This is a genomic window from Rhodococcus sp. IEGM 1341, assembly GCF_030056895.1.
Lineage (GTDB): Bacteria > Actinomycetota > Actinomycetes > Mycobacteriales > Mycobacteriaceae > Rhodococcoides.
The window spans coordinates 414731-429955 of the sequence record NZ_JASHKV010000002.1; the positions used below are offsets into that span (position 1 = coordinate 414731).

The window sequence follows — 15225 nt, forward strand, 5'->3', positions numbered from 1 at the left end:
ACATTAGCGCACCACACGCAGGCCCTCCTGACCGTCGTTCAAATTCTTGACCAGTAGTCAAAGTGGACGTAGCGTCGGTCACACACAGGTGACCCGAAGAAAGGTCGTTCGATGAGTACGACGCAGGATGCAGGGAGTCGGAAAGCGCCCAGGGTGGCACCCGATCTCATCGCCCACTGGGTGGTCAAGTCCGCTCGCACCGAGGAGATGGTGCGGTGGTACGGAGCGGTGTTCGGTGCCGAGATCGTCTATCAGGACGAGGGAATCACGTTCCTGACCTGGGACGACGAGTCGCACCGGTTGGCGATCATCGCAGTGCCGAAGCCTGTCAGGTTCCTGTTCCCGTTCGCCAAGTTCAGGCGCAAGGCCTACGGAATCGACCACATCGCGCTGACGTTCCACTCTCTCGAGCGGCTGCTGGAGAACTATGTGCGACTCAAGCGAATGGACATCCTCCCCGTCTGGTCGATCAATCACGGGCCGACGATCTCGCTCTACTACGAGGATCCCGACGGGGTGCGGCTCGAGTTCCAGGTCGAGAACTTCGACGCCGAGAACACCGCGGCATTCTTCTTCACCGAGGAGTTCGCCAAGAACCCCATCGGCGTCAACATCGACCCCGATTACCTGCTCAGTCAGCTGCGCAACGGCGTGCCCCACGAGGAGCTTCGCCGACGCGAGGCCGGAACTCGGCCCGGGCGTCCGGTCGTCGCGAACAAGAAGACCATCACGCCGAAAACTCTGTGACACAACAAAGCTGCTGATCCAACGAGGGGGAGGAAGAATCACATGTCTGTCAACGTAGTTCGAACAGTCGACGGTTGGTGGCGTCTCGACGGCGACCGTGCAATCCGTATCGACACCGAGGCCGAGACCACCCGCGAACTTCTCGCCGACCGCGGTGCCATCACCGGTGCGTCGGGCTCGGGTAAGAGTGTCGATGAGCTCGAGCTCGTCTCTCCGATCACCACGCCGTGTCGGGTGGTGGCGCAACTGCTCAACTACCGATCCCACGCGATCGATGCAGGCTCCGACCCGAACACGTTGCAGCCGACGTTCTTTCGTAAGTCCTCGGCGTCGGTCTCCGGCCCGTTCGATCCCATTCGCCAGCCGGCCGAGGTGGCACTGCTGGATTACGAGATCGAACTCGGAATCGTCCTCGGTGCCGAGATCCCGATCGGTACGACGGTCACCGACGACAACCTTTCGGACTACGTGGCCGGTGTGGTCGTGGCCAACGACGTATCTGCTCGTGAGATCCAGCTGACGAAAGTCCAGGTCTACGAGAGCAAGTCGTATCCCACGTTCACCCCGCTCGGCCCGAGGTTGGTGTTGCTCGACAACGACGAGCTTCGCCGCATCCCCGAGTTGCACATGACGCTGGCCGTCAACGGCGAGACCCGCCAGGACCAGACGATCGGCAACGACCTCATCACTCCGCCGGCCGAGGCGCTCACCAGGTTGGCCCGCTTTCAGAACATGACCGCCGGTGACGTCCTCCTCACCGGAACTCCCATCGGGACAGCCATTTCTGCGCCACCGACGGTTGTGCAGAAGATCGGTGAGCTGATTCCACCGGCTCTGAAGTGGAAGTTCTTCTTCGCCCGGCAGGCGAAGAATCCGAAGTATCTCTCGGTGGACGACGTGATCACCGCCGGTATCAAGACCTCCGACGGGTCCATCGATCTGGGAACTCAGGAGACGGTGGTCCGATGACTGCGCCGATTGTCGTGGTCGGGGCGGGACCGGCCGGCTGTACCGCCGCATTGCTGTTGGCGCGTAGAGGGATTCGCAGCGTCGTGCTCGAGCGACGAGGTGCGCCGCTGTTCCATCCTGCCGCGCACGTGATCAATGCTCGTACCCTCGAGATCTGGAACGAGTACAGCCCGGAGCTGGCCCGCTCCATCGCTGCGATGTCGCCACCGCACGAGACGGTCAATCTCATCAGCTGGTACGGCGATCTCGCGGACGAGGCCATCGGTTCGATCGACCTGCTCTCTGACCCCGAGCGCAAGGCCATCGTCGAGAGCCAGAGCCCGTTCCTGGTCTCGCACATCGGTCAGCATCTGCTGATGCCGGCCCTGTGGGATGCGCTCGACGCCGAACCGTTGATCGAGTTCAGGCGCGGATGCACCGTCGAGTCCGTCGAATCCGACTCGTCCGGCGCTCGTGTTCGTGGGCGTTGTGCGAGTGGCATCACCGACATCGAGGCCCAGTACGTGCTCGCGTGCGACGGTGCCAACAGTGCGACCCGAGACGGTACCGGGGTGGGGCTGACCGGACCGGTGCTGGCAAACATGGGTAGCGCGTTCTTCACCTCGAAGACGCTCTTCCCCGACGATGCTCGGCCGCTGCTCAGTTGGATATACACGCCCGAGCTGTGTGGCGTGATGATCGCGCACGCCGACCATCGATACATCCTGATGACCGCCTACCTGCACCCCGAGCAGGAGATCGCCAAGGACAGTCGCGCGTTCTGGTTGCGCACATTGCCGAAGGTGTTGGGCGATCACGAGTTCGATCTGGAATCGACCGGAACGTGGGTGATGACCTCGCAGACCGCCGATGCGTTCCGCCGTGGTCGCTTGCTCCTGCTCGGCGATGCAGCGCACCGGTTTCCGCACACCGGCGGTTTCGGCCTGAACTCGGGTGTTCAGGACGCCCACAATCTGGCGTGGAAGCTCGACGCGGTGCTGTCGGGCGACGCCTCCGATTCACTGTTGGACACCTACGAGACGGAACGCCGCCCGGTGGTGGAGAAGTTCGCCGAACAGAGTGTGGCGAACCATTTCCGGATGGACGACATCGGCAAGAGGGTCGGCATCACCAACAAGATGTTGGCGAAGGCGACACAGAGGATGGGCCGTCCACCGCTGAACAAGATTCCAGGAAAGTTGATCGCACCACTGGCGGCCGGGGCGACACGGCGGCAGATGGCGCGCTCGCAGAAGGTGAATCCCGGCGCTCCCGGTTCGGCTCGGCTTCGCCGCGAGATCGCCGACGCGATTCCGGGTCAGGTGGAGCACTTCGTCTCGATCGGCCTGCAGTTCGGCTATCTCTACGCCGGTCCGTTGATCGCACAGGATCCTTCGGCCAAGCCCGCCGAAGACGTGGTGGATTACCTGCCCACCACGTACCCGGGTGCCCGCCTCCCGCACGCGGTCCTGTCGGTGAACGGCACCTCGGTGGACGCGCACGACACTCTGGATCGAAACAAGTTGACGCTGCTGACATTTGCCGGTCCTGAGTGGGATCCGGTGGTCTCCGAGCTCGACGCAGGCGGCCCAGGGGTGGTCATGGTGGCGGCCGACGCGCCGTCGGGCACCGATGGTGGCCGGTTGATCGACCTGTACGAGGTCGGTACGTCCGGGGCGATACTGGTGCGACCCGACGGGCATGTTGCCTGGCGTACAACAGGTTCGGCGAGCGAGGCCGGAGCGGCGCTGACCGATTTCCTCGAGACACGGTGGCGCAGTGTGTACGACGTCGCTCGGTCCCGGATCTGACTGCCTGCGAAGCGTTGCACGAGAGATAGAGAGACAATGCCCCATCCCGACCGGGTACGTTGGCAGAGCATCGACTGGCAGAGCGCAACGCGAGATGTTCTCCTGGAGGGCAAACGAATTCGCTTGGTCGATCTGAACCCGAGCGGCACCGACGAGGTGGTGATATTCCTCCACGGGATCGCGGCGAGTTGGCGTTGGTTCGTCGAGATCCTGCCGGAGGTGGCGCGGACGCATCGTGCGATCGCAGTCGATCTTCCGGGCTTCGGCGACTCGCAATTCTCCCGTGCCGATGTGAGTTTCGAGGGCATGGCGCGTGCGGTGGCGGCGGTGTGCGATGCGCTCGAGGTGCCGAGGGCGACGGTCGTCGGGCATTCGATGGGCTCCATCGTTGCTACCCGCCTGGCGATCGAACGGCCCGATCTGGTCGAGCGACTCGTCATCACCGGTGGGCCGATACTGTCGCTCACCGGCCTGGCGAGAAGCCCGGTGAAGACCTTTCGTGATCAACCACGTTCGGTGGCAACACTTCTGATGGAGCTGGCCACGATCGGCATGCCGCTTCCTGCACGGCTTGCCCGCAGAGTTGCGCATTCGCCCACTGCGCTGTCTTTGGTGCTCGGGCCTTTCGTGGAGGCACCGCGACAGCTGGACCCGCAGGTGATGGAACAGGTCATGGCCAAACTGGGCGCGACCGGGTCGTTTCCTGCCCTGCTGTCGACCTTCGCGAGCGATCCCAGTGCCGATCTACACCGCATCACGTGTCCGACGCGAATCATCAGGGGGCCGGGAGACCCCCTGTCTCCGCCGTCCGACGTCGAGCGTTTCCTGAAGGCGGTTCCCTCTGCCACGTCGGTCGATATCGAGGGGACAGGTCACTGGCCCCACATCGAGATGCCCGAGCGATTCCTCGCCGAACTCGAGGCATTTCTGAACGACCGGACGTGATGGATCCCGATACGGATGCGGGCGGTCCCCGATACAGTGCGCGCATGCACAAAGTACCTCGCGCGATTCGGGCCATGGGCATCAATGCGGTCCGTCTGTACAACCGCCTCGAAGTGTCCGTGGCGCAACCGGTTCCCGACGAGCCCGTGCTGTTCGTGTGCAATCACGGATTCGGCGGAGTGATCGATCTGAACGTCTTCGCGTTCTCTGCGGCGTACGACGATCTGAAGCTGTCCAGGGAGATCATCGCGTTGACGCACCAGATCGCGTGGACTCTGCGTGCAGGGAAATTGCTCGAGCCCTTCGGCGCGCGGCCTGCCGCTCGACAGAACGCTCTCGATGCATTCGAGGAGGGACACAATGTCCTGGTGTTTCCGGGCGGTGACCTCGATGCATTGAAGTCGTGGCGGCAACGCAACGAGATCGTCTTCGCCGGCCGCAGCGGCTACGCCCGTCTGGCAATGGAGGCCGGGGTGCCGATCGTTCCGGTGGTGACTGCCGGAGCGGGTGAGTCGCTCCTCGTGCTCAGCAGCGGAAGGCGCATCGCGAAAGCGCTTCGGCTGAACAAGACGTCACTGCGGGTCAAGACGGTACCGCTGTCGGTATCGATTCCCTGGGGTGTCAATTTCGGGGTTGTCGGGTTGCTTCCGTATCTCCCGCTACCGACGAAGCTTCAGACGTCGGTCCTCGCGCCCATGCGTCCCGAGCCCGACGAGTCCGCAGAGGATTTCGCGCACCGCGTTCACTCTGCGATGCAGGCAGAACTCGACGAATTGACGAAGGATCGGCTGCCGGTGATCGGCTGAGCCGTCATCCCGGTCCTTCCCATCCGCACGCTTCACACGAGGCATAGATGCGGCTGTTGGCCGGTCCCACGGGCGGCGAATCGATGACGTTCTCTCCCAACGTGACCTGGTCACAGATGGGACACACCCCCCGGTAGTCGAGGTTGAAACTGTAGGTGAGCACTCGGACTCGATCCTGTACGTCGAATGCCGCTACCGCGCGTGCCCCGGTCGAGCAGCATCTGTCCTCGGCAGGAAGGTCCGCCGAGGTTCGAGTCGCCGTTACCCCGCATCGTGTGCGGAGGGCGACCATCGACTGCCGCTTCTTCGCGATCGAACTCGCCGACGTGAGCGACAGTAGACCCCGAGCCCCTCGCTCGTCGATAGCAACGGAGTTCTGGTCCAGGATGTTCGGCGCAGCGTGGACCGCGTGGGAGGAAGGCCGTAGGGTCGGTGTCACGCCGCTCGTTCAGCGCACGCAATGGTTCAGCGAAACCGAACCGACCTGCGCATCGTAGGTCGAGAAGGTCGAGTCTCATGACCGACACACCTATCCACGACGAACTGCAGAACTTCATGAAGATGAGCACGCGCAGTGGTGATCGGACGGTCGAACCCGTTGCCGCATCGGTTCCCGCCGAGGTGCCTGTGCACGCCCCCGCGCGACACCACAGAGCCTGACGGCATGGCCACCGCACAAGAGAAGCAGGACGAGGCACTTGCCGCCTACCGGCGAGCGAAAGACCGCGAACGCGTACTCGCCGATGTGCGCGGACAGTCCGACACCGATGTTCCGTTGCTCGTCGACCTCGACGATGCCGAGATGCGCGGTGCGATCGAGGCGGACATATCGGCGCAAGAGGCGTTGAGCGTCGCACTCAGGGCGGCGGACGACTGACTTCGATCGGCTAAGTGAACGGTTGGGTTGTGGGGTCGATCGCTGCGTGTACTCCGCGTCGGTAGGACGTCGGAAGCTCGCGGCTGCACAGAGTTTCGGCCTCGTCGGCGGAGATCCCGAGCGCTCGGAGCACGCGCTGCGTCGTGCCGTCCACGGTTGTCGCTTCGTCACGCTCGGGTTGGGCGAGCAGCAGTCGACCCATCGACAGCAGGGAGCCGGCCACGATCGCGAGTGCGGCATCTGCGTCGTCCACATCGAATCGCCCTTGGGCGGCAGCTGATTCGATATCGCGGCGTGAACGCGGTGCCAGGCCACCGGCTGCTGCGAATGCCGCAGCCTCGGAGTTGAGCAGAACGCGACTCAGTTCCGGCTCGAGGCGGAACAGTCGTCCGGACAACCGGAAGGACTGCGTGAATTTCTCGACGGGGTCGTCCAGGCCGACAGTGAGCGAGTCGAGGAAGTCGCCTGCGGATTCGAGGGCCGCGTCGATGGCCGCCTGCCACAGCTCTTCTTTGCTCTCGAAGTAGTTGTAGAACGATCCATTGCTGACGTCGGCGGCCTGGGTTATTTCCAGAACGGGTGCGTTGGTGTTGCCGTTCGCCAGGAATCCTTGCGCGGCCCGAACGAGAGCGGCTCTGGTGCGGGCCTTGCGGCGCTCGACACGGTTGCCTTCGGTCACGGTGTGCTCCTGCTCTGGAAGGTGGTCAGGGCAGCCTATCGCGATAAATATTGACGAATTCGTCAAAAAAGCTTGACGGGGCGAGGGACGGTGAGTGACGATATCGTCAATGTCTGGCGGACGTCGCCGGATCCGTGGCCGCATCGAGGACTTGATGAGAACCGAATTGTCGATTCCCCAGTACCGCAGGAACATCTACTCCACCGACGCCATTCTCGATCCGTACCCGCACTATGCGAGATTGCGGGAGCTCGGCCCGGTGGTGTGGCTCCCCGGTCAGCAGGTGTTCGCGATCCCTCGGTATGCCGAGTGCAAGGAAGTACTGCTCGACGACGAGACCTTCATCTCGGGTGACGGTGTCGCGCTCAACCCCATCGCCAACCGGCTCGGCCGGGGCACGACGCTCAACAGCGATGGCGACGAGCATGCATCGAAGCGCGCGGTTCTGGCTCACCGTCTGACTCCGCGAGCAGTTCGAAAGATGACCACGGCAATTTCGGAGAAGGCGGAAAGCATCGTCGATGTCGCGTTGAGCAAACAGTTCGTCGACGGAGTCGACGAACTCGCGACGGCGCTGCCCATGTCGATCGTCCCTGACCTCGTCGGCTGGCCCGAGGATGGCCGCGAGGACCTTCTGCGATGGGCCGGAGCAACTTTCGACTCACTGGGACCCGTCAATCGGCATTCGGCCACCGCGGTGAAGGCCGCCACCGAGATGCTGAGTTTCTCGAAGCGGGTGGTGCGCGAACGGTCGGTCCTACCCGGAAGTATGGGCGAGGACGTGCTGATCGCCGCCGACGAGAATCGACTCGAGAAGTCGGCGTGCCCGGCACTGATGATCGACTACCTCGGACCGTCACTCGATACCACCATCGGAGCTATCTCCGGCGCACTGGACCTGTTCGCCCGGCATCCCGAACAATGGCAGGCGATACGGCAGAACCCGGACCTGATTCCCAACGCCGTCAACGAGGTGGTCCGGTACGAGTCACCCATTCGAGCATTTTCTCGACGGGCTGTGCGCGCCGCCGATATCGGCGGGTCGAGAATCCCTGCAGGTGCCCGTGTGCTGGTGATCTATGCGTCGGCGAACCGAGACGAGCGGGAATGGGACAACCCCGACGCGTTCGACATCACCCGCGATGCGGCTCGCCAGCTCGGCTTCGGCTCGGGTACGCACGGCTGCGCCGGTCAAGGATTGGCGCGCCTTGAAGCGCAGACGATGCTCCGGGTGCTCGCGCGCCGGGTCGAAAGATTCGTCCCCTCGGGAACACCGAAGAGGGCCGTCAACAACGTCATTCACCGATACGAACAACTGCCGCTGAAACTGGTGGCTGCAGAAAGGACATCGCAATGAGAATCGACGTCGACTGGGATCGGTGCGAAGGGCACGGAATCTGTGCCGATCAAGCTCCCAAGGTTTTCAGCCTTGACGACGAGGGCGAACTCCACTACGCCTTCGACGGCGGCGACATACCCGACGACCTTGCCTCCACGGCACGTTCGGCGATCGGAGCGTGTCCCGTGGCAGCTCTCCGAGAGAGCAAGTGAGCGCCACCGACCGTCGCATCGTCATCGCCGGAGACTCCATCGCCGGGTGCACCGCCGCCCGTGAGCTCCGCGCCCGCGGGCACCGGGGTCCGATCGTCATGATCGGTGCCGACGCCGACGGCTGCTACGCGAGACCGCCGTTGTCGAAGCATGTGCTCAAAGGTGAAGCGGCCGAGGCCGAGACGTGGGATCTCTCCGATCTCGACGTCACAGCGATCGTCGATCCGGCGGTGTCGTTGGATGCCACACGACGAATGGTCACCACGACTGCTGGAATCGACGTTCCCTACGACGCTCTGATCGTGGCCACGGGAGCGTCCGCCCGGCGTATCGCCGGTCCGGATCAGTCGGGTGAGACGGTGCTGCGGACCTTCGCGGACGTCCGTGCCCTGCGTCCGGCACTGGACGATGCCGCGACCGCGATCGTGGTGGGTGCAGGATTCCTCGGCATGGAGGTCGCCAGTGCCTGCGCTGCACGCGGTACAGCGGTGACCGTCGTCGATGTGGATCCACCGTTGCACCGGCTCCTGGGTTCCTTCCTGTCCGACGCGATAGTCGCGCGAGCCGAGGCTGCCTCGGTCGAGTTCGTGCGGGCGGACGCCCCCGTCGCGTTGGTGGGTGACCCCGTCACGGGTATCGAGTTCGCAGATCGAACGCTGACTGCCGATCTTGTTGTCACCTGCGCCGGTGATGAGCCGCAGACGGGTTGGTTGGACGGTACCGGCATCGCGGACCGGATCGGGGTCGGGATCGACTACCGCTGCGCTACAAACACTCCCGGTGTTTTTGCAGCCGGGGATGTCGCATACTCGCGCACGGCGTCCCGTCGAGCACCGTTCTGGTCCAATGCCGTTGCGCAGGGCAAAGTTGCCGCAGCCTCCGCGCTCGGCATCGAACCGACCTGCGCACCCACCGACGACTACTTCTGGACCGAAATCCTGGGGTTGTCCATCAAAGTCGTCGGTCCTCTACCCCTGCAGGGAGATCCGACCGTTCTGGAAGGATCCGTCGACGACGGGTCTGCCCTGTTGCAGTGGAGCCATGAGGACGGCCGCACCACCATCGTCGCATTCGGCATCAAGAAGCCCGCCGGTCTGCTCCGGCGGTTGGCTCGCAAGAACACTCTCTCCACTACCTGAGGAACGTATTCATGGCTACTGGCTCCACACTTGTACGACGCCTGCCCGAAATCGTCGGATTGGGCCGTGCCGCAATCGGAATCGCCCACATGATCGCGCCCACTCGCGCCAACGAACTTCTCGCCGGGCCCGACGCAGCAGTGGCGACCACGCGAGCTGCCGCCCGCACCTTCGGAATTCGCGAGATCTACATCGGAGGCGGGCTGTTTGCGGCCACCATGTATGCACCGAAGTTGGTGCGCCCCTTGCTGCGCGCCGGGGTGGCCGTCGATGTCTGGGATGCCGGTGCGTTCGCCCTGACGGCGTATCTGCCGCAGCGGACGCGGGTGGCAGGGTGCGCCATTGCCGGAGGGTTCGCTATTGCCGGTGTCCTTGCCGACACTCAGCTCTGACGACGGGGGGAGGGGCTGTCAGAACACCAGTGAGCGCGCAGGCAGCCCCGCCACTCCTTCTCTGGCGAAGGCTGCCCATGTTCGACGGACTCTGGCGGCCAACGCCGACGGCGGTGTGTTGCCCGCCAACATGGGCGCATCCGACCATGCTTCACCGAACAGCAGCGGCAGTTCGATGCAGTGGCACGCCCACAGAGGAGCACCTTTCGGTGCCCAGTCGACTCGATACGATGCGACCTCACCACCGGCGCGGTGCCACATCTTCACCATCGAATCCACGCCGAACAGCAGGTTGGTGACGAGACGGACGACCGGAGCGGTGAGCGTCGAACTGACAATTCCGAACCTGTTGAGCCACAGCATGCTTGTCACGATGTCCACGAACGGGGCAGCATCGTCTCTGGTGTGGCCGATCAGCAGTTCGACGCGAGTGGCAGTGGCGCGTAGGGCGGCGTCGGGGTCACCGGAGAGGGGCTCGAGGTGCGCAACCGGCCCGAACGGCATTCCGCCCGCGGCACCGAACCTGCGCACAGCCTGTGTCACGGCCCGCTCGGCATCCAGAACATCCGACGCAGGTGCGGTGGCCGGGTCCGTGGAGAACCGAGCTGCGAAAGCCTTTCGCGCTGTGGCGTACAGAGCAGAACGGCCCGATCGCAATCCGAGTGGTGCGCTCTGCACGATGGCTCTGGTGAACAGCCCTGCAGCCGCCTCACACGCCATCAGGGAGAGAATGGCATCGCCGCCCGCGGACTGACCGAACAGGGTCACGTTGGTGGGGTCACCGCCGAATCGAGCGATGTTGGTCGACACCCAGTGCAGTGCGGCAATCTGATCCTGAACGCCGATGTTGCTGTCCCCCGTGTCTTTAGGGGTCAGGTAGCCGAAACCGCCGAGCCGAAAGGTGACGCTGACGACCACCACGCCCTCCCGGACGAGGTGGTCTGCGTCGTACTTCTCTGCCTCCCCACCGCCGGAGACATAGCCGCCACCGTGCAGCCACACCATGACCGGAAGTCCCTCGGCCGCAACAGGAGCGGTCACCGACAGCACGAGACAGTCCTCGCTCTGGTCGAGTGTGTCGATTATCGGACCGGTGACGTTGTCGAGTCGGGACGGGATTTGAATGCAGGCCGGGCCACGGCGGGTGGCGTCCCGCGTCGTCCCCGGGGTGTTCACCGGTTGTGGCTTCCGAAAGCGCGTGGCGGTGGCGTAGGGAATTCCCCGTGCGTGGATCAACCCGTCGGCCTCGATCACGTCGAGATCTCCACTGGTCGTACCGGTGATCGTTCGCCGCGTCGATCCGGCCGTCATGTCGTCGTTCAAATCCAGAACCCCCCTGTGTCGAACAGTGTGAGCATATCGTTCGCCCGTGGCGTCATACTCGGACCATGCGGTCCAAGCAGAAGATTCTCGACGCCACACTCGGGTTGATCGCCGAGTCCGGCTTCGAGGGCGTCACGATCGCGGCAGTGGCTCGGGCAGCCGGTGTCACCCGTCAGACGGTGTACTCGATTGTCACCACCCGCGAGGACATGATCTCCGAGGCCATGATCGGACTCGTCGTCGATGTCATAGGTGGGATACGGGACAAGGCCGATCAGGCCGAGACTCCGACGCAGTTCATCGTCGAGACGATCGTCGCCGCACGCCATCTCATTCGGCGCGAACCGGTTCTGAATTCGTTGCTGCGCTCGGGCAACGCGAACCCGCTCTTCGACGCGGACATGATGGAGCGTGCGCTACCGGTGGTTCGTCAGTTCCTGGACGGATACGTCGAGCGCAATCCCGGATTCGATTCCGCGCAGTTCGACGGTATCGATGGAGTCCTCGTTCGGGTGGCGCTGTCGGTCATCCTGTTCGACGACCCCTCCATTCACGAGGACGACGGTTTGCGTCGCTACCTCGAGCGGTGGTTGATTCCCGTTCTGCCGTTTGCTCAGCCTGGAAAACTTGACACCTGAGGACACATCTGTCTAGTTTTGCACGGCGCGCACGTGTGGCCCGAGTCTCGGTGCGTGCTGTCCACAACCCTGGGGGGGAACGTGTCGAATCTGAACCGTCGGTCATTTCTGGGCGCTACTGCAGTTGCCGGCCTGGCCGCAGTCGCGGGTACCGGGGTGGCCCGGGCAGGGGTCAGAACTCGCATTCCGCTCACCCGGGAAGACCATCGGGTGGTCGTGATCGGGTCAGGATTCGGCGGTGGCGTCGCAGCATTGCGCCTGGCCGAGGCCGGCATTCCCGTTCTGGTGCTCGAGCGCGGAAGACGTTGGCCCACAGGGCCGAACGCAGACACCTTTCCCAATGCGATCGCCCCGGACAAGCGGATGCTGTGGTACGGGTCGAGCCCCAATCTGTTCGGCACGCCCGTCCCCTTCGATCCATATGTCGGACTGCTCGAGGCCGTCCCCGGCGACAACATGACCGCGCTGTGCGCCGCGGGTGTGGGCGGCGGATCCCTGATCTATCAGGGGATGACGCTGCAGCCGTCGCAGGCGGTGTTCGAGACACACTTTCCGGTCGAGCTCGACTGGACGAGGTTGAACGCAGTCCACTACCCCCGCGTCGCGCGAATGCTGCAGCTCGCGCAGGCCCCCGACGAGTTGATCGACACACCCAGTTACCAAGCGGCGCGGGTGTTCGCAGACAGTGCGCGTCGGGCGGGGCTGCCGGTGTCGAAGATTCCGATGCCGATCGACTGGAACTACGCGCTCGACGAGACGCGCGGGGTCATGACGCCGTCGTACACCAACGGTGCCGGTGCCTTCGGAGTGAACAACGGCGGCAAGCATTCTGTCGACGTCACCTACATCGCGGCCGCCGAGGCGACCGGCCTGGCCACTGTGGCGACGCAACACAACGTCACGCATGTCGAGCGCGCCGCCGACGGTCGCTGGATCGTCCACGTGGACCGAATCGATTCCGATGGAACGGTGTTGGAGAACAAGATCCTCACCACCGGTGCGCTGATCATGGCGGCGGGAAGCCTGAACACCACCAAGATGCTCGTCCGCGCGAGCGCCACCGGGGCCATTCCCGATCTGCCGGACGAACTCGGGCAGGGCTGGGGCACCAACGCCGATCGCATCTACGTGTGGTCCAGCGTCGAGCAGAATTTCGGTACGCCGCAGGGTGGCCCGGTGGTGTTCGGTAGCTTGAACTGGGACGACCCGCGCACTGCACACACCGTCATCCAGGCATCGATACCGCCACTGTCCTTCGATGCCCACAGCACCATGCTCGTCGGGTACGGAGTCAGCGACGGGCGCGGCCACTTCGGCTACGACTCGGCGCGAGACCAAGCCCAGCTGCACTGGCCGGCCAACGGCGACTACGTCATTCAGGACGGATCCATCGACCCGACGGTTCGTCGCATCGCCGGTACCGGCAGCATTCTCACCGACACCAATGCGCTGTTCCCGTCCACCTGGCATCCGTTGGGCGGGGCCAACATGGGCCCGGTGTGCGATCTCGACGGCCGCGTACACGGCCAGCGCGGACTGTACGTGCTCGACGGTGCGCTGATGCCCGGCAACACCGCGGCCTGCAACCCTTCCATGACCATCGCTGCGCTTGCTGAACGAGCACTGGACAACATCGTTGCCGACGATATCGGCTCCTACATCTGACCCCCTCCGCAGAAAGAGACCGATGCACCCGTATCGCACCATGCGCTTTCGCCTGATCGCCGACCGCTGGCGATGGCGGACGATGCGAGAGTTCCTTCGGCGCAACCGCATCGACGCCGGTCTGAGCGTCGAGCAACGGGTGAACGACTATCTCGCCGTTGCCAACGCCTTCGGCCTCACCTGGCCACGAGACGAGACGCGCCTGCACGCGCTCCTTCTCGGTTTCGGAGAGTCCGATCCCTCGGCGGTGAGCGGATCGATCAGAGAGAATGCCGCGTCGATGACGCTCTTCTCGGTCACGCCGTTGCGGGCCTGTGCTACCGATTAGGGACGCCTCCCACCGGCGACACGCATCGCGTCGGATCCGGGCTGTCATCGACTCGGGTGGTCCGACCATCGTCTTTCAACCGATCGTTCGCGCGCTCGACGGCGCGATCGAGGGATACGAGGCTCTGTCGCGTTTTCCGGACGGCGGAGGCACAACCGAGAGCTGGTTTGCCGAATCCGTGCACTGTGGACTCGGGGCAGCTCTCGACACGTCTGCCGTCATGAATGCCCTCAAGGAGTCCGCTCAGCTCCCGTGCGGGTCGTTTCTCGCCGTCAATCTCTGTGCAGCAACACTAGTGGCCGATTTCGCGTTGGTTGGCCACCTCGTGGAATTCCGGCAGCGACGGCACCTGATCGTGGAGATCACCGAGCACGCCACCATCGACGACGAGGTGGGGGTGTTGGCGGCATTGGCCGAACTCAGACGCGGCGGCGTCGACATCGCCGTCGACGATGTGGGCTCGGGCTATGCGGGTCTGCGACGACTGGTGCTGCTCGAACCCGACGTCATCAAGCTCGACGCGTTCGTCGTGCACGAGATGGGCACGAACCCGACCAAAACAGCGGTGGCCGAACTTATCCTGGAGTTTGCACGAAAAACCAATGCTCGCTGCGTGTTCGAGGGCATCGAGACAGACGGCGATCTCGCGGCCGCAACATCGATCGGGGCCGACTTGCTGCAGGGCTATCGAGTGGGTCGCCCCGCAGCGGTGCATCGGTTCACGCGGGACTGACTGCTCGGCAGCGTGATCGTTCTCGCCTGGTCCATCGCATCCACGTAGTCGAGTTTGAGCAGGTTTTGCTCCACTCGACGCCCCCGTTGCGCGGGATCCTGCGGGTGGTGCCCGGGATTGGAGCAACCACTCCTTCCGCCTAACTTAGGCGATGTCAGGCGTAATCTAGGCGTTCACTGTCACCGGTCCGCCGCCGACTCAAACTCCGCGGGTAATCATTTTCACGTGCGGGATTCCCGCTTCCAGGTATTGCTCTCCCACTCGAATGAATCCGAAACGCCCGTACCAGTTTTCGAGGTGCGCTTGCGCGGAGATTTCGACCACCCCGGGGTATGCCTTCAGCGCGGCCTCGACGAGCTTGCCGGCATAACCGCGTCCACGACCCTGAATTGCGGTCGCGACGCGGCCGATGTGGACCGTGTTGTCGACGAGGACGCGGAGGGTGGCCAGCACCTCGCCGCTCTCGTCCTGGATCCAGAACAACTCCGTTGTCGGAAGTAGGTCCGCGCCATCGAGTTCGGCCTCGTCGACGATCTTCTGCTCGTGTACGAAGACCGCGACCCGAAGCGCCATGATGCGGTACAGAGTGCTCGGGTCTACGCCGGCAAGCGGAGCATGGTTGAGGGCGGGCATGAGGTCCGTT

18 protein-coding genes are annotated in these 15225 nt (G+C 64.0%); 15 read left to right on the forward strand and 3 right to left on the reverse strand.

What is annotated here, in order from left to right; translation table 11 throughout:
- The first annotated feature begins 111 nt into the window (after positions 1 to 111).
- From QM615_RS09110 to QM615_RS09140, 7 genes are all read left to right on the forward strand, one after another.
- A complete protein-coding gene (locus QM615_RS09110) occupies positions 112 to 747 on the forward strand; it encodes a VOC family protein (RefSeq protein ID WP_068049325.1) in 636 nt (211 codons plus the stop codon).
- Between the two features lie 42 nt (positions 748 to 789).
- A complete protein-coding gene (locus QM615_RS09115) occupies positions 790 to 1716 on the forward strand; it encodes a fumarylacetoacetate hydrolase family protein (RefSeq protein ID WP_149407026.1) in 927 nt (308 codons plus the stop codon).
- On the forward strand, positions 1713 to 3506 hold the full coding sequence (locus tag QM615_RS09120) for an FAD-dependent oxidoreductase (RefSeq protein WP_149407027.1): 1794 nt from the start codon (positions 1713 to 1715) through the stop codon (positions 3504 to 3506). The genes QM615_RS09115 and QM615_RS09120 overlap by 4 nt, the downstream gene beginning before the upstream one ends.
- Positions 3507 to 3542: 36 nt before the next feature.
- A complete protein-coding gene (locus tag QM615_RS09125) occupies positions 3543 to 4451 on the forward strand; it encodes an alpha/beta fold hydrolase (protein WP_149407028.1) in 909 nt (302 codons plus the stop codon).
- 44 nt (positions 4452 to 4495) lie between these two features.
- Positions 4496 to 5257: a lysophospholipid acyltransferase family protein gene (locus tag QM615_RS09130; protein ID WP_149407029.1), complete on the forward strand. Its 762-nt coding sequence runs from the start codon at positions 4496 to 4498 to the stop codon at positions 5255 to 5257.
- Between the two features lie 516 nt (positions 5258 to 5773).
- Entirely contained in the window at positions 5774 to 5917 is a 144-nt protein-coding gene (locus QM615_RS09135) for a hypothetical protein (RefSeq protein ID WP_188078748.1), read from the forward strand.
- A gap of 4 nt (positions 5918 to 5921) precedes the next feature.
- Positions 5922 to 6134, forward strand: coding sequence for a hypothetical protein (locus QM615_RS09140; protein ID WP_149407030.1), 213 nt, complete (start codon positions 5922 to 5924; stop codon positions 6132 to 6134).
- 10 nt (positions 6135 to 6144) lie between these two features.
- Here the strand turns inward: QM615_RS09140 and QM615_RS09145 are convergent, their stop codons facing one another.
- Complete coding sequence (locus QM615_RS09145) at positions 6145 to 6813, reverse strand: TetR/AcrR family transcriptional regulator (RefSeq protein WP_262498505.1); 669 nt, start codon at positions 6811 to 6813, stop codon at positions 6145 to 6147.
- Positions 6814 to 6967: 154 nt separating this feature from the next.
- Here QM615_RS09145 and QM615_RS09150 point away from each other — a divergent pair, with 154 nt between their 5' ends.
- From QM615_RS09150 to QM615_RS09165, 4 genes are read left to right on the forward strand one after another with little or no spacing between them, the layout of a single operon-like run.
- Positions 6968 to 8170, forward strand: a complete 1203-nt coding sequence (locus QM615_RS09150; RefSeq protein WP_149407031.1) for a cytochrome P450 — start codon at positions 6968 to 6970, stop codon at positions 8168 to 8170.
- Positions 8167 to 8364, forward strand: coding sequence for a ferredoxin (locus tag QM615_RS09155; protein WP_149407032.1), 198 nt, complete (start codon positions 8167 to 8169; stop codon positions 8362 to 8364). The genes QM615_RS09150 and QM615_RS09155 overlap by 4 nt, the downstream gene beginning before the upstream one ends.
- A complete protein-coding gene (locus tag QM615_RS09160; RefSeq protein WP_149407033.1) occupies positions 8361 to 9503 on the forward strand; it encodes an NAD(P)/FAD-dependent oxidoreductase in 1143 nt (380 codons plus the stop codon). Before QM615_RS09155 ends, QM615_RS09160 begins: the two co-directional genes overlap by 4 nt.
- A gap of 11 nt (positions 9504 to 9514) precedes the next feature.
- Positions 9515 to 9895: a hypothetical protein gene (locus QM615_RS09165; RefSeq protein WP_149407034.1), complete on the forward strand. Its 381-nt coding sequence runs from the start codon at positions 9515 to 9517 to the stop codon at positions 9893 to 9895.
- An 18-nt stretch (positions 9896 to 9913) separates the two neighbouring features.
- On the opposite strand, the gene QM615_RS09170 is transcribed toward QM615_RS09165, so the two are convergent.
- The gene (locus tag QM615_RS09170; RefSeq protein WP_262498506.1) at positions 9914 to 11218 is read right to left on the reverse strand and encodes a carboxylesterase family protein; all 1305 of its coding nucleotides are present in this window, start codon (positions 11216 to 11218) and stop codon (positions 9914 to 9916) included.
- A gap of 65 nt (positions 11219 to 11283) precedes the next feature.
- Here QM615_RS09170 and QM615_RS09175 point away from each other — a divergent pair, with 65 nt between their 5' ends.
- From QM615_RS09175 to QM615_RS09190, 4 genes are all read left to right on the forward strand, one after another.
- Positions 11284 to 11856 carry a TetR/AcrR family transcriptional regulator gene (locus tag QM615_RS09175; protein ID WP_149407035.1) on the forward strand — a complete coding sequence of 191 codons (573 nt, stop codon included), beginning with the start codon at positions 11284 to 11286 and terminating at the stop codon, positions 11854 to 11856.
- Positions 11857 to 11937: 81 nt separating this feature from the next.
- A complete protein-coding gene (locus tag QM615_RS09180; protein ID WP_283347255.1) occupies positions 11938 to 13521 on the forward strand; it encodes a GMC oxidoreductase in 1584 nt (527 codons plus the stop codon).
- Between the two features lie 22 nt (positions 13522 to 13543).
- On the forward strand, positions 13544 to 13849 hold the full coding sequence (locus QM615_RS09185) for a hypothetical protein (RefSeq protein ID WP_149407037.1): 306 nt from the start codon (positions 13544 to 13546) through the stop codon (positions 13847 to 13849).
- Complete coding sequence (locus tag QM615_RS09190) at positions 13836 to 14582, forward strand: EAL domain-containing protein (protein WP_149407038.1); 747 nt, start codon at positions 13836 to 13838, stop codon at positions 14580 to 14582. The genes QM615_RS09185 and QM615_RS09190 overlap by 14 nt, the downstream gene beginning before the upstream one ends.
- Positions 14583 to 14780: 198 nt before the next feature.
- On the opposite strand, the gene QM615_RS09195 is transcribed toward QM615_RS09190, so the two are convergent.
- The gene (locus QM615_RS09195) at positions 14781 to 15215 is read right to left on the reverse strand and encodes a GNAT family N-acetyltransferase (protein WP_149407108.1); all 435 of its coding nucleotides are present in this window, start codon (positions 15213 to 15215) and stop codon (positions 14781 to 14783) included.
- Between the last annotated feature and the right edge of the window lie 10 nt (positions 15216 to 15225).